The following is a 23,526-nucleotide window of genomic DNA, read 5'->3' as shown; positions in this document are numbered from 1 at the left end:
CCACGCTTCGCGAGAACACGACCGAAGGGACCTGCCGGAGGACAGCGTCGATCGACGTTCCACGGCCGCTCCGGGCAAACAAAACGGTCCCCGCACCATCAGCGAAAAATCGCCGGTGGTGCGGGGACCGAATCAGGTGCGGTAGGTCAGGAACCGAAGCGGGCCAAAACTGCGCTTGCCTCCTGGGAGGCGGTGCCTTCCTTGGCGAGATGTGCCATGGCGGTGGGGATTTCGCGGCCGTGGTGGGCCATGGCCTGGGTGTAGAGGCGGCCTGCGCGGTAGGAGGAGCGGACCAGGGGGCCCGCCATGACGCCCGCGAAGCCGATTTCCTCGGCCATCTTCGAGTGCTCGACGAATTCCTCGGGCTTGACCCAGCGGTCGACCGGGTGGTGCCGGGGGGACGGGCGCAGGTATTGGGTGATGGTGAGGATGTCGCAGCCTGCCTCGTGCAGGTCGCGCATGGCCTGGGTGACCTCTTCCGGGGTCTCGCCCATGCCGAGGATCAGGTTGGACTTGGTGACCAGGCCCGCTTCGCGCGCCGCGGTCAGCACCGAGAGCGAACGCTCGTAGCGGAACGCGGGGCGGATCCGCTTGAAGATGCGCGGCACGGTTTCCAGGTTGTGCGCCAGCACCTCGGGACGTGAGGAGAACACCTCGGCCAGCTGATCGGGATCGGCGTTGAAGTCGGGGATGAGCAGTTCGACGCCGGTGTTCGGATTGAGTTGCTTGATGGCGCGGACGGTTTCGGCGTAGAGCCAGGCGCCGCCGTCTTCCAGGTCGTCGCGAGCGACGCCGGTGATTGTCGAGTAGCGCAGGCCCATGGCCTGCACGCTCTCGGCGACGCGGCGGGGCTCGTCACGGTCGAGTGCGGCCGGTTTGCCGGTGTCGATCTGGCAGAAATCGCAGCGCCGGGTGCACTGCTCGCCGCCGATGAGGAACGTGGCTTCGCGATCTTCCCAGCACTCGAAGATGTTGGGACAGCCCGCTTCTTCACACACCGTGTGCAGGCCCTCGCGTTTGACGAGTCCCTTGAGTTCGGTGTACTCCGGGCCCATCTTGGCCTTGGTGCGAATCCACTGAGGTTTGCGCTCGATCGGGGTCTCCGAGTTGCGCGCCTCGATGCGTAGCAGTTTGCGTCCTGCCGGTGCTGAAGCTGAGGTCACCGAACCGATGCTACGCCCGGTGGTTTCCCCGCTCGCCGCGCCATCGGCCACCGCGGTCACGCGCCGACGCCCGGCGCTGCGGGCGGTGTGACGCGCGCGATATCGCGCGCGGTCACCGGGAGTTCGCCGTTCAGCGCGCGGATGATCGCCGCCGAGACCAGGGGCTTGACCTCGGCAACCGTCACCTCGCGGCCGAGCTCGCGGGTCAGCGTGGTGACGCCCGCATCCCGGATACCGCACGGCACGATCGCCTGGAAGCCATCGAGTGCGGAATTGCAGTTCAGCGAAATGCCGTGCAGTGCAACACCACGCTGCACGCGCACGCCGATCGCGGCGATCTTGCGTTCGGCGAAGAGATCGGTCGCGGGTAGCCATACGCCCGATCGGCCCTCGATCCGGCCGCAGCTCATGCCGAGGCCGGTACACACGGTGATCAGCGCTTCTTCCAGCCTGCGCACGTACTGCACCACGTCCACCGGTTCGGCGAGACGCACGATCGGGTAGCCGACGAGCTGGCCGGGCCCGTGCCAGGTGATCTTGCCGCCACGATCGACCTCGACCACCGGGCTGCCGTCGATCGGCAGGTCCTCGGCTTCGGTGCGACGGCCCGCCGTGTACACCGAAGGGTGCTCGAGCAGCAGCAAGTGGTCGTTTCCGATACCGTCGGCCCGCTCGGCGGCGATCTTGCGCTGCAGGTCCCATGCACTGTGGTAATCGATGAGTCCGAGATCCTCGACCACGATCGGGGTCGTATCGAATCTGGCGGACCACGTGGTGCGCGTGTCGTTCACGTCCCCGACGGTACGCTCAGCCGGATCTCAGGTTCTACCGACGTGGTGTGGGAGATGCCACACGGTAGCCGGCTCGGCGGCAGACTGTCCGACGAGTGCCACCTGAGTCCGCTCGGATCGATCAGTGCGGTTGCTTGCCGTTAGCGGGGTCGATAGGCAGCGTCAATTGCATCAGCGTCAGGTCCATCCAGCGCTCGAATTTCCAACCCACCTGCGGGAGTTCACCGACGGTGCGGAAGCCGAAGCGTTCGTGCAGCGCGATCGATCCGGTATTGCTCGATTCGATCGCCGCGATCATCGCGTGCACCGTGCCCGAGTGACGCGCCCGTGCGACAAGTTCGGTGAGCAGTGCGGTGGCGACCCCGCGCCGCTGGAATCGGTCCGCGACATACACCGAGTTCTCCACCGAGTAGCGGTAGCCGGACTTGGGCCGCCACGGGCCGTAGCTGGCGTAACCGGCGACCGCACCGTCGATGTCGGCGATGAGGATGGGCAGTCCCGCCGCGGTGCGGGCCTGGAACCAGGCCCGCCGATCGTCCAGGCCGACCTGCTCTTCATCCCAAATGGCCGTGGAGGTGGCGATATTCGCGTTGTGAATCTCGAGCACCGACGACAGGTCGGCCTCGTGAGCGTCGCGGATGACCGTGACCGGTTGTGCTCGCAGTTCGGTCATCGCTCATCTCCCTCGCGACCCAAGGTCGCCGCCAGCGCGGCGCCGATGGTCTGGTGCTGGAACGGATAGCCCGCTTCCTCGAGGGCGGTGGGGATGGCCCGTGGGCCGTGCAGGATTGCCTCCTGCGCGAATTCACCGATCAGTGCGCGCAGCGCGAACGCGGGCACCATCAGGGGGGTCGGCCGGTGCAGTGCCCGGCCGAGCGCCCGGTTGAACTCGGCATTGGTGACCGGTGCCGGGCCGACCGCGTTGATCGGCCCGGAGATCGTGTCGTTGGTGAGCGCGAAGATGATCGCGCCGATCTCGTCGTCCATCGAGATCCACGGCGTGTACTGCCTGCCGCTACCCAGCCTGCCGCCGAGGCCGAGCGAATACAGCGGTTGCAGCATGCCGAGCATGCCGCCGCCGTGGGACAGCACCACGGCACTGCGCAGCAGCACCGTGCGCACGCCCGCGGCGGTGGCGGGCTTGGTCGCGGCCTCCCAGTCCCGGCACAGCGTGGCCAGGAAACCCATACCGGCAGGCGAGGTTTCGTCGACCACCCGGTCGCCGGTTTCGCCGCCGTAGTAGTGCACGCCGCTGCCGTTCACCAGGACAGGAACGCCCACGCTCGCGACCGCGTCGGCAAGCACATCGGTCGGCGTGATTCGGCTGTCGCGCAACTCCTGCTTGTAGCTGCCGTTCCAGCGGCGACGCCCGATACTCGCGCCGCACAGGTTGACCACCGCGTCCGCGCCGCGCAGGGCCCGCTCGTCCAATTCGGCGCGAGCGGGATCCCACACGAACTCGTCCGGGGCAGCGGCCGGCCGCCGCACCAGGCGGGCGACGTCATGCCCGTCGCGGCGCAGTGCCGCGACGAGCGCCGTCCCGATCAGCCCGGACGAACCGGCGATCACCACCTTCATGCGTGACAGTCCGACCTTCCCGAATTACAGGCCGAGATCAGCTTCGAACGCCGCTTCCTCGAGCCGGTGCCGGATCGTGGTCAGGAACCGACCGGCGTCGGCGCCATCGATGAGGCGGTGATCGTAGGTGAGCGGCAGGTAGCACATCGACCGGACGCCGATGGATTCGTTGCCCGTCTCGTCGGTGACAACCACCGGACGCTTGACGATCGCACCCGTGCCGAGCATGCCGGCCTGCGGCGGCACCAGGATCGGGGTGTCGAACAGCGCGCCCTGGCTGCCGATGTTGGTGATGGTGAAGGTGCCACCGGCCAACTCGTCCGGCTTGAGGCCGCCATTGCGTGCGCGGTTGGCGATATCCGCGATCGCCCGCGCCAGCCCGGCCAGCGACAGGTCGCTGGCGTTGTGGATCACCGGGGAGAGCAGACCCTGCTCGGTGTCGACGGCAATGCCGAGGTGCACCGAGGCGTGGTAGGTGATCTCCTTGGTGCCCTCGTCGTAGCTGGCGTTGACGTTCGGGTGCACGCCGAGCGCCTCGACGACCGCCTTGGCGAAGAACGGCAGGAACGTCAGGTTGACGCCCTCACGCTCCTTGAACGACGCCTTGGCGACGCTGCGCAGCGCGGCGATCTTGGTGACGTCGGCCTCGTGCACCTGGGTCAGTTGCGCGGTGTTCTGCAGCGATTCCCTGGTCTTGGTCGCGGTGATCTGGCGAATGCGGCTCGCCTTCTGGACGGTGCCACGCAGGTGCGCCAGCTGCGACTGCGCCGCGGCCGGTGCGACTGCGGGAGCCTTCGCGGCAGCGGCGGGCGCGGCCGGTGCGGCGACTGGTGCCTTCTTGGCTTCGGCAGCGGCGAGCACATCCTGCTTGCGGATGCGTCCACCGACACCGGAGCCGGTCAGTGCCGCCAGATCGACGCCGTTCTCCTCGGCCAGCTTGCGGACCAGGGGAGTGACGTACGGGGTAGCGCCGTTGCCGGAGGTGTCCGGGGCTGGTGCGGTGGCCACGGGTGCCGGTGCCGCAGCGGGCTTTGGAGCCGGAGCTGCGGGTGCCGGTGCGGCAGCTGCGGGGGCCGGCGCGGGGGCCGGAGCCGCTGGTGCGGGAGCCGGTGCCGGAGCGGGCGCGGCAGGTGCGGGAGCCGGGGCAGGCGCAGCAGGGGCTGCGGCGGCCGGGGATCCGGTGCCGACAACGCCGAGCTGTCCACCGACAGCGACAACGTCGTCTTCCTGCGCAGTGATCTCCAGCAGGGTGCCTGCGACGGGCGACGGGATCTCGGTGTCCACCTTGTCGGTGGAGACCTCGAGCAGCGGCTCGTCGATGGCGATCTGGTCACCGACGGCCTTCAGCCAACGGGTGACGGTGCCCTCGGTGACCGATTCGCCGAGTTCCGGCATCTTGACCGGGGTACCCGACGCGGCCGCGGGTGCGGGTGCCGCGGGTGCGGGGGCTGCTTGGGCGACCGGCGCGGGAGCCGGTTCTTGGGCGGGCGCTGGTGCCGGGGCGGGCGCGGCTGCGGGTGCAGGAGCTGCGGCGGGCGCGGGGGCCTCACCGGCTTCTCCGATCACGCCGAGTTCACCGCCGACCTCGACCACATCATCTTCTTGGGCGACGATCTTCGACAACACGCCCGCGATTGGCGACGGGATCTCGGTGTCGACCTTGTCGGTGGAGACCTCGAGCAGTGGCTCGTCGACCTCGACCGTGTCTCCTTCCTGCTTCAGCCACCTTGTCACCGTTCCCTCGGTGACGCTCTCACCAAGAGCCGGCATCTGGACGGAGAAGGCCATGTCCGTTGACTCCTCTGACTGCTCGACGGGTTTTACAACAGTTGATCTCTCTGCGAGCACTCACCGCGGGTTGCGATGGATGCTCGAAAGCCACCGATCATTGTGCGTGGCACCGGAGATCCGTGTGGTTCTTGTACCGCGTTCCATCCTTGCACCCGTCCGCTTCTCACGTAGCACAGGGCAGCGAACTGCACAGAGCTGGCAAGATGGAGAGACCGGTGACGAGCGATTCCCGGTGTCGCACAGGAGGTCGACTGCGGTGGGTTTGCTGGATCGTTTTCGTGGCGCCGCCGCCCGGGGTAGCGGCGCTTTACGTGCGGGTTCCTCGAGCAACGACGACGCCCGCTATCTCGCCAACTGGGTGCGCACCCACACCGGGGTAGAGGGCTACATCGAGCCGAAAACGACAGTGACCGATGTCACTGTCGTGCTTATTGCCGTCGATGGGGAGTGGACGCGTCGGGTGGTCGGCGAGCGCGGAGCGCGACGGCTTGCCGGAGATTTGCACATCCCGGTCTACGACGTTCGCAAAACTGGATATCCGCAGCGGATGCGGGATTACGACGCCAGGATGCGCATCGAGCGCAAGCGGGCGATGGAGCGAGATCTGCGCGATTTGTAGGTTCTGGCCCGCTGTTTCGTTCAATATGTTCACTCGCGGGGCTCGACCGAGGGTCCCCAGTGGCCGATATCGGCGGACCAGGCGACCCTCGGTCGGGGCGAACTATTCGGCGGCGATGTCCTCGATGACCGCGATGAGGGTCCGGACCGGGACGCCGGTGCCGCCCTTGCCGATGTAGCCGAACGGGCTGCCGGTGTTGTAGGCCGGGCCCGCGACATCCAGGTGCGCCCACTGCATGCCTTCCGGCACGAACTCCTTGAGGAACAGGCCTGCCGAGAGCATGCCGCCCCAGCGGTGCGGTGCAACGTTGGCCAGGTCGGCGATCTTGGAGTTCAGGTCGGCGCGCAGCTCCGTGGGAAGGGGCATGGCCCAGCCGTTTTCACCGACCTCCCGGGAGATCTTCGCGACCCGGTCACGGAACTCGTCGGTGCCCATCACACCCGGGGTCCTGGTGCCGAGTGCGACCATCTGGGCGCCGGTCAGGGTCGCCACGTCGATGAGGTAGTCCGGCTCGTCCTCGCCGGCCCGCACGATCGCGTCGGCCAGGATGAGGCGGCCCTCGGCGTCGGTATTGAGCACCTCCACCGTGGTGCCGCCGTACTGGGTGAGCACGTCACCGGGGCGCTGCGCGGTGGCCGACGGCATGTTCTCCGCCATCGGGACGGTCGCGGTGACCGTGACCGGCAGGCCCAGGCGCGCGGCGAGCAGCGTGGTGGCGACGACCGCCGCGGCACCGGCCATGTCCGAGGTCATGTTCTCCATGTTCTGCGCGGGCTTGATGGAGATGCCGCCGGTATCGAAGGTGATGCCCTTGCCGATCAGCGCGACCTTCTTCGGACCGCCCGCGTAGGTGATGCGGACCAGGCGCGGCGGACGCGAAGAACCCTTGCCGACGCCGAGCACGCCACCGAAACCGCCTGCCTCCAAAGCCCGTTCGTCGAGCACCTCGACCTCGAGCCCGGCGGCCTCGGCCAATATCTGTGCACGCGAGGCGAATTCGGCGGGGAAGAGATGGCTGGGCGGGGTATTGACGAAATCCCGTGCGGTGGCGACGGCCTCGGCTATCAGCTGCGCCTTGATCAGCGCCGTCTCGCCGAATCCCGGCTCGGGCACCAGCAATTCGACCCTGGCCACCGGGCGCTCGTCCGGCTTGGGCGCGGACTTGCCCGACTTGAACGGGGTGAACGCATAGGCGCCCAAGTAGAAGCCCTCGGCGGCGGCACCGAGATCGAGGCCCGAGAGAGTGGTCGCCACGAGCTCGGTCCCGGACAGCGCACGCGCGGCGACACCGGCCGAGCGGCGAATCTGCTCGGCGTCGACCTTGTCGGGCGCGCCGAGGCCGACCGCGAGCACGCTGGTCACCCCGTCCAGCCCGGCGGGCGCAGGCACCCTGGTCAGTTCCTCTGCCTTGCCCTTCGCGCCGACCGCGCCGAGTTGGTCCAGCAATTCCGCGCGGATGTCGGCGTCGAGCACGTCACTGAACATGTCGTCGGGCGCGATCGCCGGGCCGTTCTCGGAGGAGGTCAGTCCGATGACGAGCACATCGGTGTCGGGCCCGACGGTGTTCGTGCGAGCCAGTTCCGGTCCTAGTGAACGATCTGCAACAGCGGTCATGGTCACAGGCTATTGGGTCGGCGACAGGTGGCGCATCGCGACGCCGTCGAGCAGCAATTCGAGCCCGGTCTCCAGCAAGGCGTCGAAATCCAGGTCCAGGCCGGTGGGAGCGTTGGCGAAGAGCCGGTGCAGCACCGGTCGGGTGGCCGGGTTCAGCAGTTCCTGGAGGTCGCGGAGCTGAGCATCCGATCCGGTGAGCGCTTCCACACCGACGACCCTCTCGGCCCGCTCGGAGGTCCACAGCAGTGCGATGCCCTGGACCAGGCCGGAGACCGATAGGTAGATCGCGAGCATCTGCTCGGCCGGTAGGCCGGGACGATCCAGTGCCGACAGGGTGCGTTCCAAAATGTCGAACAACGCGGGTCCGAGGGGCGGGCGGGTGCGCGCGAGGATCGTCAACATCCAGGGGTGCCTGCGGTACAGCCGCCATTCTTCCCACGCCTCGTAGGTGAGCTGGGCTCGCCAGTCTGTCGAATGTGCTGGTGATGGTGGGATTTCGGCGAGAACGAGTTCGGCCATCGCGGCCAGGAGCGCCTCGCGGTCGGGGATGTGGCGGTACAGGCTTGCCGTCGCGATGCCCAGTGCGCCTGCCAGACGGCGCATCGAGAGCCCACCGATGCCGTCGTTGTCGGCCAACTCGACCGCGGCGCGCACGATGCCGACCGTGGTGAGCCGGATGGGCCGCGCGGTGCGTCGCGGCGAGACCACCGCGTCGCGGCGGGACCGATAGGCACGCGCCTGGCACGACCGCGAGCAGTAGCGACGGCGGCGACCCTTCTCCGGTTGCCGCAGCTGCTCGCCGCAGATCGCACACGTCATCACGACTCCCGCTATTTCCACACACGAATCAGTGTGACGAAATGCTAGCAACGGTCATGTGCGGTCCCTACCTTGGCGAAGGCATACACCGTTCCATTCGGGAGGACGACAGATGACAACGACGTTGACGGTTCAGCGGGCCGATCTCGGCCGACGTGATGCCGTGATCGAGGCGTTCGCCGCGGCCAGCGTGGACGAGGCGGTGACCGCGTGGGTGCTGGAGGGGTACCCCGCCGAGCAGTTCCAGCCCGACTACGTGCCCGCCCTGATCGACAGCGCGCTGCGCGAGGACGAGGTGTGGACCGCGGGGGTCGACGACGAGGTGTGGGCGGTGTCGATCTGGCAACACATCACCTCCGCGACCAGGTTCGAGAAGGAAGCCATCGAGGCACGCGAACGCGCCGGGGCGATGCCCGACCTGCGCCCGCTCCAGCGGGTGGCCACCGTGATGGACCTGCTCGCACAGGAACATCCGCGCGAGTTCCCGCACCGCTACCTCCAGGTGATCGTCACGGTGCCGCAGCACCGCGGCAAAGGCGCGGGGGCCGCGATCCTCGGCGATCGATTGAAGGCCGCCTCCGACGCGGGCATTCCGGCATTTCTCGAAGCAAGCACCGAGCGCTCCGCCCGCCTGTACACCCGCTGCGGATTCGTGCGCGAGGGTGCGACGCACACACTGCCCGAGGGCGGACCGACGTTGATCCCCATGTGGTTTCGAGGCTGACCGCACTCCTTCCGAATAGGAGCCCGCAGATCCTGGGATGAAGCGCCGGTTTCAGGCGCCGGACGGCGACCATGGTGTGCACGGAGGGTTCGACGCCCGCGGTCGGCGTCGCAGTCGCAGCACTTCCCTCAGTGCCCAGCTGCGGGTTGTGGGCCGAATCTGCGGGTGGGTGTGCTGCGGCAGGTACGAGCCGTAGGTCGGATCCGGCCGCGTTAAGCTCGCCGGGTGACCGATACGAACCTGCTGCAAGGCCCGATCCATGACGTCCACGTCGAGCTCGGGGCGAGTTTCGCGCCGTTCGGCGGGTGGGAAATGCCGGTGTCGTATGCGGGCACGGTTGCCGAGCATCAGGCGGTCCGCACGACGGTCGGGTTGTTCGATGTGAGTCACCTCGGCAAGGCCACGGTGCGCGGTCAGGGCGCGGCCGAATTCGTGAACTCGGCGCTCACCAACGACCTCGGCCGCATCCGCCCAGGCAAGGCGCAGTACACGCTGTGCTGCGCGCCTGACGGTGGCGTGATCGATGATCTGATCGCCTACTACGTCAGCGATGACGAGATTTTCCTGGTCCCCAATGCCGCCAACACCGCGGCGGTGGTCGCCGAGCTGCAGAAGGTGGCGCCCGAGGGCATCACGGTGACCGACGAGCATCGCGAATACGGGGTGTTCGCGGTGCAGGGTCCGCGTTCGACCGAAGTGCTCGCCGCGCTCGGGCTGCCCACCGAGATGGAGTACATGGCTTACGCCGACGCCGAGTGGGATGGCCGACCGATCAGGGTGTGCCGCACCGGCTACACCGGTGAACACGGCTTCGAGCTGCTGCCCCGCTGGGCCGACGCCGAGCCGCTGTTCCGCGCTCTCGTCGAACGGGTGCGTGCCGCCGACGGCCGGCCCGCCGGTCTCGGCGCCCGCGACACCCTGCGCACCGAAATGGGCTATCCGCTGCACGGACACGAACTGTCACTGGAGATTTCGCCGGTGCAGGCCCGCACCGGCTGGGCCGTCGGGTGGAAGAAGCCCGAATTCTGGGGCAAAGCCGCACTGGAACAGGAGAAGTCGGCGGGCCCGCGCCGAATCCTGTTGGGTCTGAAAGCGCTCGACCGCGGCGTGCTCCGCCAGGGTCAGACAGTGCTGCGCGACGGCGAACCGGTCGGCGAAACCACCTCGGGAACGTTCTCACCCACCTTGAAGATCGGCATCGCACTCGCCCTCCTCGACACCGAGGCCGACTTGCAGCCCGGCACCGAGGTAGAAGTCGACGTCCGAGGCCGCCGCCTCCGCTGCGAGGTCGTGCGCCCGCCGTTCGTCGAAACCAACACCAAGTAGCACCGCGCCGACACGCCCAGCGTGTCGGGTGACAAGTTGCTATGCGGCGACGCGAAAAGCGGGGTGTCTGGGGGAGCATGCGGAACAGGCGTACACCGGGGAATCGGTGCCGGATAGGATCAGGTTCATGACCGTTGCCGCACAGTTCACCCGTGTTCCGCATCCCGCGCCCACCCCGGCGCAGCGGGTACAGGAGATCCTCGCGGCACCCGGGTTCGGGCGCTTCTTCACCGATCACATGGTGTCGATCGACTACACCGAGGGCGAAGGCTGGGGCAACGCCCGCATCGAGCCGTACGGGCCACTACCCTTGGACCCGGCGACGATGGTGTTCCACTACGGCCAAGCCATCTTCGAGGGTCTGAAGGCATACCGTCAGCAGGACGGCAGCGTCTCCTGTTTCCGCATCGACGCGAACGCGACGCGGTTCCGCAAGTCCGCGCGGCGCATGGCGATGGCCGAACTGCCGGAGGAACTGTTCATCGAATCCGTGCGGCAGCTGCTGGCGCTCGACGGCGGCTGGGTGCCCGCGGCGGGCGGCGAGGAGTCGCTTTACCTGCGCCCGTTCATGTTCGCCACGGAGGCCGGTCTCGGTGTGAAGCCCGCCTCCGCCTACAAGTACCTGCTGCTCGGTTCCCCTGCGGGCGCCTACTTCCCGCGCGGCGTCAAGCCGGTGCGGGTGTGGCTGTCCACCGAATACGTGCGTGCCGCGCCAGGTGGCACCGGCGAGGCCAAGGTCGCGGGTAACTACGCCGCCTCGCTGCTCGCTCAGGCGCAGGCCTCCGAAAAGGGCTGCGACCAGGTGGTCTGGCTGGACGCCTGCGAGCGCCGCTACGTCGAGGAAATGGGCACCAACAACCTGTTCTTCGTCTTCGGCTCCGGCTCGGACGCGCGCCTGGTGACCCCGGAACTGTCCGGCTCACTGCTGCCGGGCATCACTCGCGACTCCCTGCTCACCCTGGCCGGCGACGCAGGCTACCCGGTCGAGGAGCGCAAGGTCTCGGTCGAGGAATGGCGCAAGGGCGCCGAATCCGGTGAAATCACCGAGGTTTTCGCCTGCGGCACCGCCGCCGTCATCACCCCCGTCGGCTGGGTCCGCTCCGCCGACGGCGAATTCTCCATCGGCGGAGGCGAACCCGGCGAGGTCACCATGGCACTGCGCGACACCCTCACCGGGATCCAACGCGGCACCTTCGCCGACATCCACGGCTGGATGCGCAGCATGTAACCGGCGGACCCCACGGGTCCGCACACTCTGGAAGCAGCCATACGCACCATGTTTCGACGAGCGGCACATGGTGGCGCGCTTCTCACCGGTCGCCGCAGCAATGTCCCGGTTCGGCGCGCGGCTTGTCGTTGCGGGGTGCCGCGGCTGGACGTTAGTGGGGCATGAACATGTGCCATTCGTCGAGGGTTTTGGGGCGCATTACGTAGTTGGTGTCTTTGATCGAGGAGAGGGCGGCGAAGGGTTCCTGGGAATACCAGTGGCCGGGGTAGACGACGGGGTCGCCGGAGAGGGTGGCGAGGTACCGGAGGCTGCGGAACATTTCGTCGGAGTCGCCGCCGGGAAAGTCGGTGCGGCCGCAGCCGTCGACGAAGAGGGTGTCGCCCGCGATGAGGCGGTTGTCGAAGAGGAAGCACTGGCTGCCGGGGGTGTGGCCGGGCGTGTGCAGCAGTTCGATGTCGAAGGCGCCGACGGTGACCTTGTCGCCGTGCTGGTGGCCGGTGAGTTCGCTGGGCGCGATCCCGGTGACGTTGGCGACCCAGGAGAGTTCATCGGCATTGACATGCACTGGGACGCTTGTCTTTTCGAGCAGCTCCCGCACCCCGCGCAGAGTAAATCCGAGCATGGTGCCGCCGACATGGTCGGGGTGATGGTGAGTGGCCAGCACGCCGGTCAGCCGCAGCCCGTCTGTCTCGGCGATATCGACCAGTTCACCCGCCGCATACGCCGGATCCACCACCACGCATTCCCCGGTCTCGCGATCGCCGATCAGATATGCGAAATTTCGCATCTGCGTCGCGATCGGATCACCTACGGCGAAATCCCGCCCGGACAACAACTGACGAAAATACAGGCGCTCGGAAGACATACCGCACACCCTATTGCCCGGCCCAGACGATTCGTGCGGCGCGCCCGGAAAAATTCCAGTGACCCAGACTGTGCTGTCCAACGCGAAGGTCCGCCGTGTGCACCGCGCTCGTGAGTAGCGTCCCCAACGGGAAGCAGTCAGGCGCCGAATGCCAGGGCGGCTGCGGTCAGGGTGACCGAGATTTCCAGTGTGGCGCCGAGGATGTCGCCGGAGAGGCCGCCGAATCGGTGGACGCAGTGGCCTACGAGCACGGCCGAGGTGGTCAGGGCGAGTAGGACGACGAGGGGGCCGAGCCAGGGGTACTCGGGGACAACCGATAGACCCGCGGCCACTGAGGCGGTCGCCCACACTATGACGGTGAGGCTGGATTGGGTTCCGGCGACGAGTGCGCCGAAACCGGTGTCGGGTGCGGCGTCGATGCCCTGCCTACAGGCAAGCACTACTGCGACTCGGCCGACGACGACCGCGAGAATCACCGCGAACCAGCGCTCGGCTTGAGCCAGTGCGGCGAATGAAAATGCCTGGATACCAATCGAAAACACGATGGCCACGACGCCGAAGGGGCCGACGCCACCGGATTTCATGATCTGTCTGGCCCGTTCGGGCGGCCCGTAACTGCCCAGCCCGTCCATGGTGTCGGCGAGGCCGTCCAGATGCATGCCGCGAGTGATCAACGCCAGCGCCGCAACCACCAGCAGCCCGGCCAATGGTGCGGTCACCCCCGCCCAGATCAGCACCCACAACAACGCCGCAGCCGCGGCACCGAGCGCACCGCCGACCAACGGCGCCAACGCAATCGCCTGCCCGGCCGTCTTACGGTCCACGTTGTCAGGCCCCCGCACCGGCACGACCGTCAGCCAGGAAACCGCAAGCCGCAATTCGTTCATGAGGACCCCGCCGACAACAACCCGGTGGCTGCGGCACCGAGTGTGCGATGGACCGACGGGGCGGTCGGGTGCCCGGCCGTCGTGCGGTCCACATTGTCCGGCCCCCGCACCGCTACCCCTGTCGGCGGGGAAACCGTAAGCCGCAGGTCGTTCATAAGCGTTCCGTCCGCAACAACGTGGCAGTCGCGGCACCGGGGACGCCCTGGACCGACGGTGCGACTGCGTATTCGATCGTCGCGCGGTCCAGTCCCCGCACCTGCCCCACCGTCAGTTCGGAAAGGGCAAGCCGCCGCACGTTCATGGGCACTCCTGCGACCGCGGCCACCAACCACTCACTTCGTCAGGTCCGGCTTCGAGACCGGGTGCTCGACCGCTGTGCTGTGGTCCGCGTCGGTGACGGTGTCTGCGTTTGCGACGGCGTTTTCGCCGCCCGTGTCCGCGCTCGCCTCGGGTTCGGCGGTGCTGACTCCCGCTTCGCCGAACGTTGCCATCTCGGTGAGGGCGGCGACGGCGGCACGCAGGATGGGGAGGGCGGTGAGCGCGCCGGAACCCTCGCCGAGGCGCATGCTCAGGTCAAGTAGGGGTTCGAGGCGCAGCCTCGTGAGGGCCAGGGTGTGGGCGGGTTCGGTCGAATGGTGGCCGGCCAGCCACCATGCGCTGGCACCGGCGGCCAGGTCTTCGGCGACCAGTGCGGCGGCGGTGACGACCACGCCGTCGAGGATGACGGGCGTGCGGCGTGCCGCGGCCTGGGCAAGGAAGCCCGCCATGGCGGCGAAGTCGGCGCCCGCGGCGACGCGCAGCAGTTCGACCGGGTCTTTGGCGACAGGGCGGGCGCGGCGCATGGCGTCGCGGATCGCGGCGACCTTGCGCGCCCAGCCCTCGTCGTCGATGCCGGTGCCGCGCCCGACGGCCGCGACCGGTTCGGTGTCGGTGAGGGTGGCGATGAGAACGGTGGCAGGCGTGGTGTTGCCGATTCCCATGTCACCCGCGATGAGCAGGTCGGCGCCCGCGTCGATCTCCTCGTCGGCGATCGCGATGCCCGCCGAGAGGGCCGCCTGGACTTCTTCGACGCTGAGCGCGTCCTCGCGGTCGATCGCCCCGCTGGACCGGCGCACTTTGTGCTTGCCGACCTGCGGATCGGTATCGGTGTCGACGGAGATATCGGCGACCCGGACGGTCGCGCCCGCCACTGCGGCCAGCGCGTTCACCGCGGCGCCGCCACCGAGGAAATTGGCGACCATCTGCGCGGTCACTTCGCTCGGGTATGCCGAAACCCCGTGCCTTGCGACACCGTGATCGCCCGCGAACACCACCACCCTCGCTCGCTCGAACTGCTTCGGCGGGCAGACACCCTGACATGCCGCCACCCAATTGCCGAGATCCTCGAGCCGCCCCAGTGCCCCACCCGGTTTGGTCAGCTGCGCCTGCCGCTGCTGCGCTGCCGCCCGAATCTGCGCGTCAGGTGGCGTAACCGGTCCGAATCCGTGTGTCACTGTCGAGCCTTTCGAGGTCAGGGCAGTTCGTTCCTACGCCGCCCAATACTGCCCGTCGCGGGTGCCGCTGCGCACATCGCCCGCTTCCCACTATTTGAGGCGGACAGGCAACCCGGCCACGATCAGGAAGGCTTCTTCGCAGATAGCGGCCAGACGCTGGTTGAGGGCGCCGATTTCGTCGCGGAAAAGCCGTCCGGATCGGGTGGCTGGGATGACGCCCATGCCCACCTCGGGGCTGACGATCACCAGTCGGTGCTGGTAGGCGTCGACGGCGTCGACGAACGCGTCGGTGTCAGGGGAGATGGTGCCGCGCGGGGATTCCCACGCGTCGCGGGCATCGATCCGGGCGGTGAGCCAGGTGCCGATATCGTCGATCAGCGTCGCGCCCGCTGCGGATGCGGTTGCCGAATCGGTGAGAACCGCTGTCGGATCGGCGCTTTCGACGACCGTCCAGTCGGCGGGCCGACGGTCGCGGTGCCTGGCAATGCGTTCGGCGAAGTCGAGATCGGCGGGATCGAGGATCGCGGTCGCGAGGTAGCGCACCGGTCCAGGGTCGGCCGCCAAACCTTCCGCGAAGGTGGACTTGCCGGACCTCGCACCGCCGAGGACCAACGTCCGGCGCGTGCGGCGCACGCGCCTCGGGGTGGGTGAACTGTCCGACACGTGCGCAACCGTACAGGGGACTGTTGTGAGCTCGGTGTGCATGGCAGGTGTGGGTCGGGTGTTTGTAGTTGAGCCCCGGTGCGTCCGGGTGTCGCGGAGGGAGCCTGGCAGGCGACCCGGTCTCCGCGTCGACGCGCCAGGTGTCGCAGTCGGAGAGCCGGATTATGCGCTGTCGGCTTCGGCGAGCGGGTTGCCGCCGAAGCGGCGGCGGTATTCGGTGGGGGCGATGCCGACGATGCGTTGGAAGTGGTGGCGCAGGAGCGCGCCGGAGCCGAAGCCCGCTTGGGCGGCGATCTGTTCCAGACCGTCGTCGGTGTCTTCCAGCAGGTGCTTTGCGTAGAGCACACGCTGGTTGGTCAGCCATTTCACCGGTGTGGTTCCGGTTTCGGCGGCGAAGCGGCGGGCGAAGGTTCTTGTCGACATCACCGAGCGCGCAGCGAGATCGTCGATGGTGTGCGGGAGTTCGAGGTTCTCGCTCATCCACAGCAGCGTGGCGCTGAGGCTGTCGGAGGTGCACGCGGCGACCGGGCGCTCGATGAACTGGCGCTGTCCGCCGTCGCGCTGCGGCGGCACCACCATGCGCCTGGCGATTCCGTTGGCGGCGGCGCTGCCGATCTCCCTGCGCACCAGGTGCAGGCAGGCGTCGATGCCCGCTGCGGTGCCCGCGCTGGTGATCAGGTTGCCCTCGTCGACGAATAGCACGTCCGGATCGACGGTGGCCTCGGGGAACATCTCAGCGAGTTGGTCGACATAACGCCAGTGCGTAGTGCATTTGCGGCCGTCGAGCAGCCCGGCCGCACCGGCGAGGAACGCACCCGAACAGACCGTGAGAATGATCGCGCCGGCGTCGGCGGCCGCCCGGACACCGTCGACGATGCGCGGATCGAGCCCGGGGCCGAGCAATGAGGCGTGGAACGCGGGAATCGCCACCAGGTCGGCCTTCGGCAGTTCCTCCAGCCCGTACTGCGGCGTGACGGTGACGCCGGGCGTAGTGGAGTGCAGTGGCTTACCCGGTTCGGCTCCACACACCTTGAAGTCGAAGGCAGGCAGTCCGTCGGAGGTCCGGTCCAGGCCGAAAACCTCACAGACGACCCCGAATTCGAACATGGCGAGGGGGCCGGTGGTGACAACGGCGACCTTGGACAGCATGGACCGAGTGTAACTGGCTGAATCTTTACGGACAATGTCAGTACAGCCACTTTCGGCTGAAAGTTCACGAGCGCAAAATTACTGCCATGATTACTTTTCTCGTTGCCCTGGCAGTCATCGTCGGTGTCGCGGTCGTCATCGCGCAAGGCTGCGGTCACTTCGGATCGTCGAACATCATCGATCGCGACGCGCAGCGTCAACAGGCCGAACTGTCGGCCATGTTCGGTCGGATGTCGCATCACCGATGAAACCGGGCGAAAACCCGGCCTGTACGCGTGAGCCTCATCACCGCCAGGGCTCGCGCCCGAGCGACCGACAGCAAACAGCAGACCGGCCCGCCGCACGAAGCGCCAGGCCGGTCTGCTGTTTGCTGTCTGGATCTATACCGCGTCGCCGGGGCTGACCCGCGGCTTCGGCGCCCGCATCTTGCGGATCTGGGAGGCGCGGACGAAGGCGTACCAGCCGAGCCGGTAGCCGGTGTCGGTGCTGTCTGGGAACCGTTCACGGACGCGGTTGTTCACGATCCGGCCGAGCAAGAAGCCCTCGGCCATCATGAACGCCATCATCACCAGCATCGCCAGGGTGACGATGGTCTGCAGCGCGGGCGCGACGAACATGGACAGGATCAGCACCAGCGCCATCGGCATGAACAGGCCGACGAGGTTGCGCCTGCCGTCGACGATGTCACGGACGAACGCGCGCACCGGGCCTTGATCGCGTGGCAGCAGGTACTTGTCCTCGCCCGCGAGCATCCTGGCGCGCCGATCCTGGGCGGCGAGGCGCCGCTCGGAGGAGGCCGCTTTGCGGTCTTGCCTGCTGCCGCGAGTGGCCTTGCGCCGGGCACGAGCCTCCTTCGAGGTAAGCGGTGCGGGAGCGACCGGACCGCGGCGCTTGCCTTGTGCGTCACGACGTTTCGGGGTGGGGCGGCCCTTGCCCTCGGTGGCCGGGGCCGCCGTCCGGGTGGAGCCCGCGGCCGAGCCGCCGTCCGAGCCCGCCGTCAAGTCGGCGCTCTCGTCGGTGGTGCTGGACTCGCCGCGACGGAACAATTTCACAGCGACCAGGCTATTCGATGCCGCACGCAGCGGGAAATGCGGTCGGTTCGGCGAGCGTGTGACGGGTATTCGGCGTGCGGCCCGTCACACACCACCGTCGTGTGCTCGTCCCGCTGGCGATGATGGCAAGATAGGGAATAGCAGCCTGCGGAACGGTGTTGACAGCCACGAGCCGTGTGCTGTTCACGGGTTGAACACAGCTGTCCCTAGGAGAGTTCATGACTGTGCAGAACGAGACCGAAACCCACGGCGCGACGCTGACCGAGGCGGCCGCCCTGAAGGCGAAGGCGCTGCTCGATCAGGAGGGTCGCGACGACCTGGCCCTGCGTATCGCTGTGCAGCCGGGTGGTTGTGCCGGCCTGCGCTACCAGCTCTTCTTCGACGACCGCTCGCTCGACGGTGACCTCGTCGCCGACTTCGGCGGCGTCACGCTGGCGGTCGACCGGATGAGCGCCCCCTACGTGCAGGGTGCCTCGATCGATTTCGTCGACACCATCGAGAAGCAGGGCTTCACGATCGATAACCCGAACGCCACCGGCTCTTGCGCCTGCGGCGATTCGTTCAACTGACGACGGAGATCAGCTGCTCCGTCTGATACGGCTTGGCTCGCACGCATTCACACGCACCATCGGTGCCGCTGGATTCGCGTAGCGGGCCTGCCGTCGGTTGTAGGGCTTATCGATCACCGCCGTTCGATCAATACCCCTTGACACTCGGGTGACTGTTGATGTTCGACGGATGTTGTTGTTGATACGGTGAAGTCGTCGCCGGGTGTTCTACCTCGGCGATGTCTTCCTGTCGACAGCTAAGGACCGCGAGCCTCGTGACTATCGCAGTATCGGCATCGATTGCCACCGACCACCTGATGCGTTTCCCCGGACGGTTCGCCGACGCACTGTTGGCCGACCAACTCGACCATGTGTCCGTGAGCTTCCTCGTCGATGATCTGCAGATCCGCCGCGGCGGGGTCGCGGGCAATATCGCCTATGCCATGGGCCTGTTGAACCGGACGCCGTTGCTCGTCGGTGCCGTCGGTGCCGATTTCGCCGAGTACCGCGCCTGGCTGGAAGCCCACGGTGTCGACTGCAGCGGCGTGAAGATCTCCGACCGGGCACACACCGCGCGTTTCGTCTGCACCACCGACGACGACATGGCGCAGATCGCGTCGTTCTACCCGGGCGCGATGAGCGAGGCCCGCGACATCACGATCGGCGAACTCGCCAAGGAGCACGATCTGGAGCTGGTGCTCATCGGCGCCAATGATCCCGACGCGATGTTGCTGCACACCGCGCAGAGCCGCGAACTCGGCATCCCGTTCGCCGCCGACCCGTCCCAGCAGCTGGCCCGCCTCGACGGTGACCAGGCCATCCAGCTGATCGACGGCGCCGCATACCTTTTCACCAACAAATACGAGTGGGCGCTGCTGCTGCAGAAGACCGGTCTCAGCGAGGAAGAGATCGCGCGCCACGTCGGCATCCGGGTTACCACCCTCGGTGCGAACGGCGTGCAGATTGTCGATCGTGACGGCACCGAGGTGCGGGTGGACGTGGTCCCCGAGACAAACAAGGTCGAGCCAACCGGTGTCGGCGACGCCTTCCGTGCCGGCTTCCTGACCGGCCACACCGCGGGCTTGAGCCTGGAACGCGCCGCCCAGCTCGGCTCCCTGATCGCGGTCCTGGTGCTGGAGACCATGGGCACCCAGGAGTGGACGCTGAACAAGGACGACGCCCTGGAGCGGCTCACCAAGGCGTACGGCCCCGAAGCCGCCGACGAAATCAAGCCGCTGCTGTAGACCTGTCCCGGCTCAGCCGTGTCACGGCTTGACGTGGGCGCGGGTAAATTCGCCGAGTTGCGCGGCATCCAGGTGATCGACCAGGTCGGTTTCGCCGATCGTGCCGATCAGCTGCCGATCCTCGATCACCGGTAGGTGCTTGATGTGATGACTGTTCATCTCATCGAGCACCTTCGTGAGGTCGGCGTTGGACTCGACCCAGCGGGGCGTGCCGCTACACAGCGCGCCCACCGTGGTTCTACCCGGCGGCAGGCCCTCGGCGACACACCCGACGACGATGTCGCGGTAGCCGACGATGCCGCACATGCGGTCATTGTCGTCACCGACCACCAACGCGTCGACACCGCGCCTGACCATGATGCGTGCGGCGTTCGCCACGGTCTGTTCCTTGGAGACCCACTGAGCCCCTGACTTCATGACGTCTCTGGCGGTGGTCACGTTGGCACCTCCTCGCTACTCGGCCTGCCCGTTCGTCCGGAGCAACTACATTCTGTCCCTGCTCGGGCACGCTGTATAGATTTCGAGCGAACGTCCGGCAGACCGACCGGCCAGGTGCGAAGAGTTAGAGGGAGACCGGGTAGGTCGGCTCCTGGATCTCGGGCTTGATGCGGTCTTCGACGAAGATGCCGTGCCAGACCATGAACACCAGCAGGGTCCACAGGCGGCGGCTGTGGTCCAAGGTGCCCGCGCGGTGTGCGACAAGCATGTCCTTGATCGCGGCCTTGTTCAGCAGGTGATCGGTTTGGGATTCCGCGATGGTCTGCTGTGCCCAGTCGTAGAGCTCCTCGCCGCGCAGCCAATGCCGCAGTGGGACCGGGAAGCCGAGCTTGGCGCGGTGCAGCACATGCGGCGGCACGATGCCCTCCAGTGCTTGGCGCAGTGCGTATTTGGTGGTTTCGCTGGTGATCTTCTGCTCATAGGGCAGCCCTTCGGCGACCTTCAGCACCTCGGTGTCCAGGAACGGCACTCGCAACTCCAGCGAGTTGGCCATGGTCATCTTGTCGGCCTTGACCAGGATGTCGCCGCGCAGCCAGGTGAACAGGTCCAGGTGCTGCATGCGCGCCACCGGGTCCCAGCCGCGCGACTGCGCGTAGATCGGGGCCGTGACGTCCTGATGGGTCCATTCGGGCCGGAACTCGCGCAGCACCGACCGCAGCTGCGCGTCGTTGAAGCTGCGCGCGTTGCCGTAGTAGCGCTCTTCGAGGGTGAGCGAGCCGCGGTGCAGCAGGCTCTTGCCTCTGGTGCCTTCGGGAATCCGGTCCGACAACTTGCCCGCGAGCTTGCGCAGACCGCCGGGCAGCCGTTCGAAAGGCTTCAGCGACAACGGCTCTCGATAGATGGTGTACCCACCGAACAGCTCGTCGGCGCCCTCGCCGGACAACACCACCTTGACGTGCTTGCGCGCTTCTTTCGCCACGAAGTACAGCGGCACCAGCGCCGGATCGGCCACCGGATCGTCCAGATACCAGACGATCTCGGGGATCGACGCCGCGAACTCGGCGGGGGAGACCGTCTTGATGACGTGCCGTGCGCCGATCGCCTCGGCGGTCTCAGCGGCCACATCCGCCTCGGAGTAGCCCTCGCGCTCGAAGCAGCTGGTGAAGGTGATCAGCTTCGGGTTGTGCCGCATGGCCAGCGCCGCGACAGCGGTGGAGTCGATGCCGCCCGACAGGAACGAGCCGACGGTGACATCGGCGCGCATGTGCTTGGCGACCGAGTCCTCCATGGCTTCGGCGATCTCGCGGTAGCGCGCGGCCGCCGAGCCCGGCGCGAACGGGCGCACCTGGAACGTCGGAGTGAAGTAGCGGGTCACCTTCGGCGCCTCGCCCTGGCGCACGGTGGCGTAGCTGCCGGATTCGAGCCTGCGGATGTCGGCGTGCAGGGTTTCGGGCTCCGGCACGTACTGCAGCACCGTGTAGTGCTCCAGCGCGCGCGGGTCGAGCGCATCGGTCAGACCGAGCGCGGGCAGCAATTCCAGCAGGCTCTTCTTCTCGCTGCCGAACGCGGTGCCGCCGGGGCCGGTGGCAACAAACAGCGGCTTGATGCCGAACGGATCGCGGGCCAGGAACAGGTCTTGTGTCTCGGTATCCCAGATCGCGAAGGCGAACATGCCGCGCAGTCGCCGCACCGCCTCGGGGCCCCAGTAGTGGAACGCGGCGACGATCGCCTCGCTGTCGCCCTCGGTGTCGAAGATCTTGCCGTCCGGGAACTCGGCCGCGTGCGCCTCGGTCAGCTCTTCGCGCAGTTCCAGGTAGTTGTAGATCTCACCGTTGAACGTGAGGGCGTAGCGCTCCCTGTTCTCCGGCGGCCCCCAGCGCAGCGGCTGGTGGGAGTGCTCGATATCGATGATCGACAGGCGGTTGAAGCCGAAGATCAGGTGGTCGTCGTGCCAGGTGCCACGCTCGTCGGGACCGCGGTGGCGGACGCAATGCAGGGCGTTGTACACCTGCTCCACGGTGCCCGGTGCTGCGACGTCAGATGTCAGAAATCCGAGCAGACCACACACGGCGTCGGCAACCTCATTTCCTGCAGTCGGGGCGCGCGCCCTGATCCATGACGGCACTGCGTCCACGGGAGGGGGACGCAGCGATCGAAATACAGTGTCCGAGTATGCCGCACGCGCCGAATCAATGCGTCGCGCGCCCGTGGCCACGTCATTTGGCATCGGCGGAGTGTCGAATGCGACCCGACGTCAAACGGGACGCCGGTTTGGTCTACGCTGCGTAGTACTCAGGCCATTCTCAGGTGGTGCGTGCGCGAAAGTGACGCCCGCGTCAGGACGGCCTGAAACGTGCTTGGAACGTAACGTCGGGGCGATCGCAACCCCGACGGTGCAATGTCGGAATGTGTGGCGACCAGGAAGGCGTGAGCGTGGCGCACAAGGCGAGCGAAGAGATCGGGGCACGACCCGAGAGGGGTCGGCAGGGCCGTATCCTTCGGCGGGCCGGGCTGGCGGTGTCGTTGGGCATCACCGCGATGCTCGTCTCGGGCTGCTCGATCGACAATGTTTGGCTGCGGTTCGGCTGGCCCTCGGGCATCACGCCGCAGGCCACTCGGATGCGTGAGCTGTGGACCTGGTCCGTCGTCGCCGCATTGGTGATGGGCGTGCTGGTGTGGGGTCTGACCTTCTGGACCATCACCTTCCACCGCAAGAAGAAGGACTCCCCGGAGTTCCCGCGCCAGACCGGCTACAACGTGCCGCTGGAGCTGACCTACACCGCGATCCCGTTCGTCATCATCGCGGTGCTGTTCTACTTCACCGTCGTCGTGCAGAACTACGTGCACGAGAAGGTCGACAACCCCGACGTCACCGTCGACGTAACCGCCTTCCAGTGGAACTGGAAGTTCGGTTACCGCAATGTCGATCTCAAGGACGGCTTCAAGTTCGACGGCATCGACACCGCGCGTGAGGCCGCCGCCAAGGAGCAGCTCGAGGAGTACAAGGAGCTGACCAAGGACGGTCACCCGCAGCCGGGCCCGGTGCACGGCAAGCCGGCGAACGACATCCTGTCCTTCCTGCACTACGACAAGATCGAGACCGTCGGTTCCAGCACCGAGGTTCCGGTCCTGGTGCTGCCGACCGGCAAGATCATCGAGTTCCAGCTGGCCGCCGCCGACGTGGTGCACGCCTTCTGGGTGCCGGAGTTCTTGTTCAAGCGCGACGTGATGCCGAACCCGAAGGAAAACCATTCGGACAACGTCTTCCAGATCACCAAGATCGAGAAGGAAGGCGCGTTCGTCGGCCGCTGCGCCGAGATGTGCGGCACCTTCCACTCGATGATGAACTTCGAGGTCCGTGCGGTGTCGCCGGAGAAGTTCGCCAGGTACATCGAGTCGCGCAAGGCGGGCAAGACCAACGCCGAGGCGCTCGAATCCATCGGCGAGTCTCCGGTCGCGACCTCCACGAGGCCGTTCAACACCGACCGCACGACCAAGAGCGCGGCCGCGGCCGACAGCAAGTGAGGACTGATC

24 protein-coding genes are annotated in these 23,526 nt (G+C 67.3%); 8 read left to right on the top strand and 16 right to left on the bottom strand.

The genetic code is table 11. The features are described from left to right. Positions 1–146: 146 nt before the first annotated feature. The 5 genes from lipA to sucB all read right to left on the bottom strand — a co-directional run bounded on the left by lipA (position 147) and on the right by sucB (position 5,320). Positions 147–1,163, bottom strand: coding sequence for a lipoyl synthase (gene lipA / locus ACFQZZ_RS14135; RefSeq protein ID WP_378679415.1), 1,017 nt, complete (start codon positions 1,161–1,163; stop codon positions 147–149). Between the two features lie 56 nt (positions 1,164–1,219). After that, positions 1,220–1,954: a lipoyl(octanoyl) transferase LipB gene (gene lipB, locus ACFQZZ_RS14130; protein WP_378679412.1), complete on the bottom strand. Its 735-nt coding sequence runs from the start codon at positions 1,952–1,954 to the stop codon at positions 1,220–1,222. A gap of 121 nt (positions 1,955–2,075) precedes the next feature. Beyond that, entirely contained in the window at positions 2,076–2,627 is a 552-nt protein-coding gene (locus tag ACFQZZ_RS14125) for a GNAT family N-acetyltransferase (RefSeq protein ID WP_378679409.1), read from the bottom strand. After that, the gene (locus tag ACFQZZ_RS14120) at positions 2,624–3,532 is read right to left on the bottom strand and encodes a TIGR01777 family oxidoreductase (protein WP_378679407.1); all 909 of its coding nucleotides are present in this window, start codon (positions 3,530–3,532) and stop codon (positions 2,624–2,626) included. The genes ACFQZZ_RS14125 and ACFQZZ_RS14120 overlap by 4 nt, the downstream gene beginning before the upstream one ends. A 24-nt stretch (positions 3,533–3,556) precedes the next feature. Beyond that, positions 3,557–5,320, bottom strand: coding sequence for a 2-oxoglutarate dehydrogenase, E2 component, dihydrolipoamide succinyltransferase (sucB, locus tag ACFQZZ_RS14115; RefSeq protein ID WP_378679404.1), 1,764 nt, complete (start codon positions 5,318–5,320; stop codon positions 3,557–3,559). A 259-nt stretch (positions 5,321–5,579) separates the two neighbouring features. Here sucB and ACFQZZ_RS14110 point away from each other — a divergent pair, with 259 nt between their 5' ends. Continuing rightward, complete coding sequence (locus tag ACFQZZ_RS14110; protein WP_378679401.1) at positions 5,580–5,942, top strand: oxidoreductase; 363 nt, start codon at positions 5,580–5,582, stop codon at positions 5,940–5,942. A 102-nt stretch (positions 5,943–6,044) separates the two neighbouring features. Here the strand turns inward: ACFQZZ_RS14110 and ACFQZZ_RS14105 are convergent, their stop codons facing one another. Next, entirely contained in the window at positions 6,045–7,556 is a 1,512-nt protein-coding gene (locus ACFQZZ_RS14105) for a leucyl aminopeptidase (RefSeq protein WP_378679398.1), read from the bottom strand. A 9-nt stretch (positions 7,557–7,565) separates the two neighbouring features. Next, on the bottom strand, positions 7,566–8,375 hold the full coding sequence (locus tag ACFQZZ_RS14100) for a TetR/AcrR family transcriptional regulator (RefSeq protein WP_378679395.1): 810 nt from the start codon (positions 8,373–8,375) through the stop codon (positions 7,566–7,568). Positions 8,376–8,487: 112 nt separating this feature from the next. Here ACFQZZ_RS14100 and ACFQZZ_RS14095 point away from each other — a divergent pair, with 112 nt between their 5' ends. The 3 genes from ACFQZZ_RS14095 (at position 8,488) to ACFQZZ_RS14085 (ending at position 11,653) form a co-directional block, all read left to right on the top strand. Further along, complete coding sequence (locus ACFQZZ_RS14095; RefSeq protein WP_378679391.1) at positions 8,488–9,099, top strand: GNAT family N-acetyltransferase; 612 nt, start codon at positions 8,488–8,490, stop codon at positions 9,097–9,099. A gap of 225 nt (positions 9,100–9,324) precedes the next feature. Beyond that, a complete protein-coding gene (gene gcvT / locus ACFQZZ_RS14090) occupies positions 9,325–10,425 on the top strand; it encodes a glycine cleavage system aminomethyltransferase GcvT (RefSeq protein ID WP_378679388.1) in 1,101 nt (366 codons plus the stop codon). A gap of 127 nt (positions 10,426–10,552) precedes the next feature. After that, positions 10,553–11,653: a branched-chain amino acid aminotransferase gene (locus ACFQZZ_RS14085; protein ID WP_378679385.1), complete on the top strand. Its 1,101-nt coding sequence runs from the start codon at positions 10,553–10,555 to the stop codon at positions 11,651–11,653. Between the two features lie 151 nt (positions 11,654–11,804). Here ACFQZZ_RS14085 and ACFQZZ_RS14080 read toward each other — a convergent pair whose 3' ends face one another. From ACFQZZ_RS14080 to ACFQZZ_RS14055, 6 genes are all read right to left on the bottom strand, one after another. Continuing rightward, positions 11,805–12,518 carry an MBL fold metallo-hydrolase gene (locus ACFQZZ_RS14080; RefSeq protein WP_378679382.1) on the bottom strand — a complete coding sequence of 238 codons (714 nt, stop codon included), beginning with the start codon at positions 12,516–12,518 and terminating at the stop codon, positions 11,805–11,807. A gap of 137 nt (positions 12,519–12,655) precedes the next feature. After that, a complete protein-coding gene (locus ACFQZZ_RS14075) occupies positions 12,656–13,405 on the bottom strand; it encodes an adenosylcobinamide-GDP ribazoletransferase (protein ID WP_378679380.1) in 750 nt (249 codons plus the stop codon). A 151-nt stretch (positions 13,406–13,556) separates the two neighbouring features. Then, positions 13,557–13,706, bottom strand: a complete 150-nt coding sequence (locus ACFQZZ_RS14070; protein ID WP_378679377.1) for a hypothetical protein — start codon at positions 13,704–13,706, stop codon at positions 13,557–13,559. 31 nt (positions 13,707–13,737) lie between these two features. Beyond that, positions 13,738–14,898: a nicotinate-nucleotide--dimethylbenzimidazole phosphoribosyltransferase gene (gene cobT / locus ACFQZZ_RS14065; protein ID WP_378679374.1), complete on the bottom strand. Its 1,161-nt coding sequence runs from the start codon at positions 14,896–14,898 to the stop codon at positions 13,738–13,740. Between the two features lie 90 nt (positions 14,899–14,988). Next, positions 14,989–15,561, bottom strand: a complete 573-nt coding sequence (locus ACFQZZ_RS14060) for a bifunctional adenosylcobinamide kinase/adenosylcobinamide-phosphate guanylyltransferase (RefSeq protein ID WP_378679371.1) — start codon at positions 15,559–15,561, stop codon at positions 14,989–14,991. Between the two features lie 162 nt (positions 15,562–15,723). After that, positions 15,724–16,710 (bottom strand): helix-turn-helix domain-containing protein, encoded by a 987-nt coding sequence (locus tag ACFQZZ_RS14055; RefSeq protein WP_378679369.1) that lies wholly within the window; start codon positions 16,708–16,710, stop codon positions 15,724–15,726. A gap of 86 nt (positions 16,711–16,796) precedes the next feature. On the opposite strand from ACFQZZ_RS14055, the gene ACFQZZ_RS14050 reads away from it, so the two are divergent. After that, on the top strand, positions 16,797–16,958 hold the full coding sequence (locus ACFQZZ_RS14050; protein WP_378679366.1) for a hypothetical protein: 162 nt from the start codon (positions 16,797–16,799) through the stop codon (positions 16,956–16,958). 132 nt (positions 16,959–17,090) lie between these two features. Here the strand turns inward: ACFQZZ_RS14050 and ACFQZZ_RS14045 are convergent, their stop codons facing one another. Then, on the bottom strand, positions 17,091–17,762 hold the full coding sequence (locus tag ACFQZZ_RS14045) for a DUF3043 domain-containing protein (RefSeq protein ID WP_378679363.1): 672 nt from the start codon (positions 17,760–17,762) through the stop codon (positions 17,091–17,093). A 218-nt stretch (positions 17,763–17,980) separates the two neighbouring features. Between ACFQZZ_RS14045 and ACFQZZ_RS14040 the strand changes: the two genes are divergently transcribed. Both ACFQZZ_RS14040 and ACFQZZ_RS14035 read left to right on the top strand, forming a co-directional pair. Next, a complete protein-coding gene (locus tag ACFQZZ_RS14040) occupies positions 17,981–18,331 on the top strand; it encodes an iron-sulfur cluster assembly accessory protein (protein ID WP_328411298.1) in 351 nt (116 codons plus the stop codon). A gap of 254 nt (positions 18,332–18,585) precedes the next feature. Next, positions 18,586–19,554, top strand: coding sequence for a carbohydrate kinase family protein (locus tag ACFQZZ_RS14035; protein WP_378679360.1), 969 nt, complete (start codon positions 18,586–18,588; stop codon positions 19,552–19,554). 21 nt (positions 19,555–19,575) lie between these two features. On the opposite strand, the gene ACFQZZ_RS14030 is transcribed toward ACFQZZ_RS14035, so the two are convergent. Next, positions 19,576–19,992 carry a cyclic nucleotide-binding/CBS domain-containing protein gene (locus ACFQZZ_RS14030; RefSeq protein WP_378679358.1) on the bottom strand — a complete coding sequence of 139 codons (417 nt, stop codon included), beginning with the start codon at positions 19,990–19,992 and terminating at the stop codon, positions 19,576–19,578. Between the two features lie 124 nt (positions 19,993–20,116). Further along, the gene (gene asnB, locus ACFQZZ_RS14025; RefSeq protein ID WP_378679355.1) at positions 20,117–22,060 is read right to left on the bottom strand and encodes an asparagine synthase (glutamine-hydrolyzing); all 1,944 of its coding nucleotides are present in this window, start codon (positions 22,058–22,060) and stop codon (positions 20,117–20,119) included. 470 nt (positions 22,061–22,530) lie between these two features. Here asnB and ACFQZZ_RS14020 point away from each other — a divergent pair, with 470 nt between their 5' ends. Continuing rightward, positions 22,531–23,517 carry a cytochrome c oxidase subunit II gene (locus ACFQZZ_RS14020; RefSeq protein WP_378680534.1) on the top strand — a complete coding sequence of 329 codons (987 nt, stop codon included), beginning with the start codon at positions 22,531–22,533 and terminating at the stop codon, positions 23,515–23,517. Positions 23,518–23,526: the final 9 nt, after the last annotated feature.

The organism is Nocardia sp. GCM10030253 (assembly GCF_042675075.1).
Classification (GTDB): domain Bacteria; phylum Actinomycetota; class Actinomycetes; order Mycobacteriales; family Mycobacteriaceae; genus Nocardia.
Note: the sequence above shows the minus strand (reverse complement) of the source record. Positions and strands in the feature narration are given on the sequence as shown.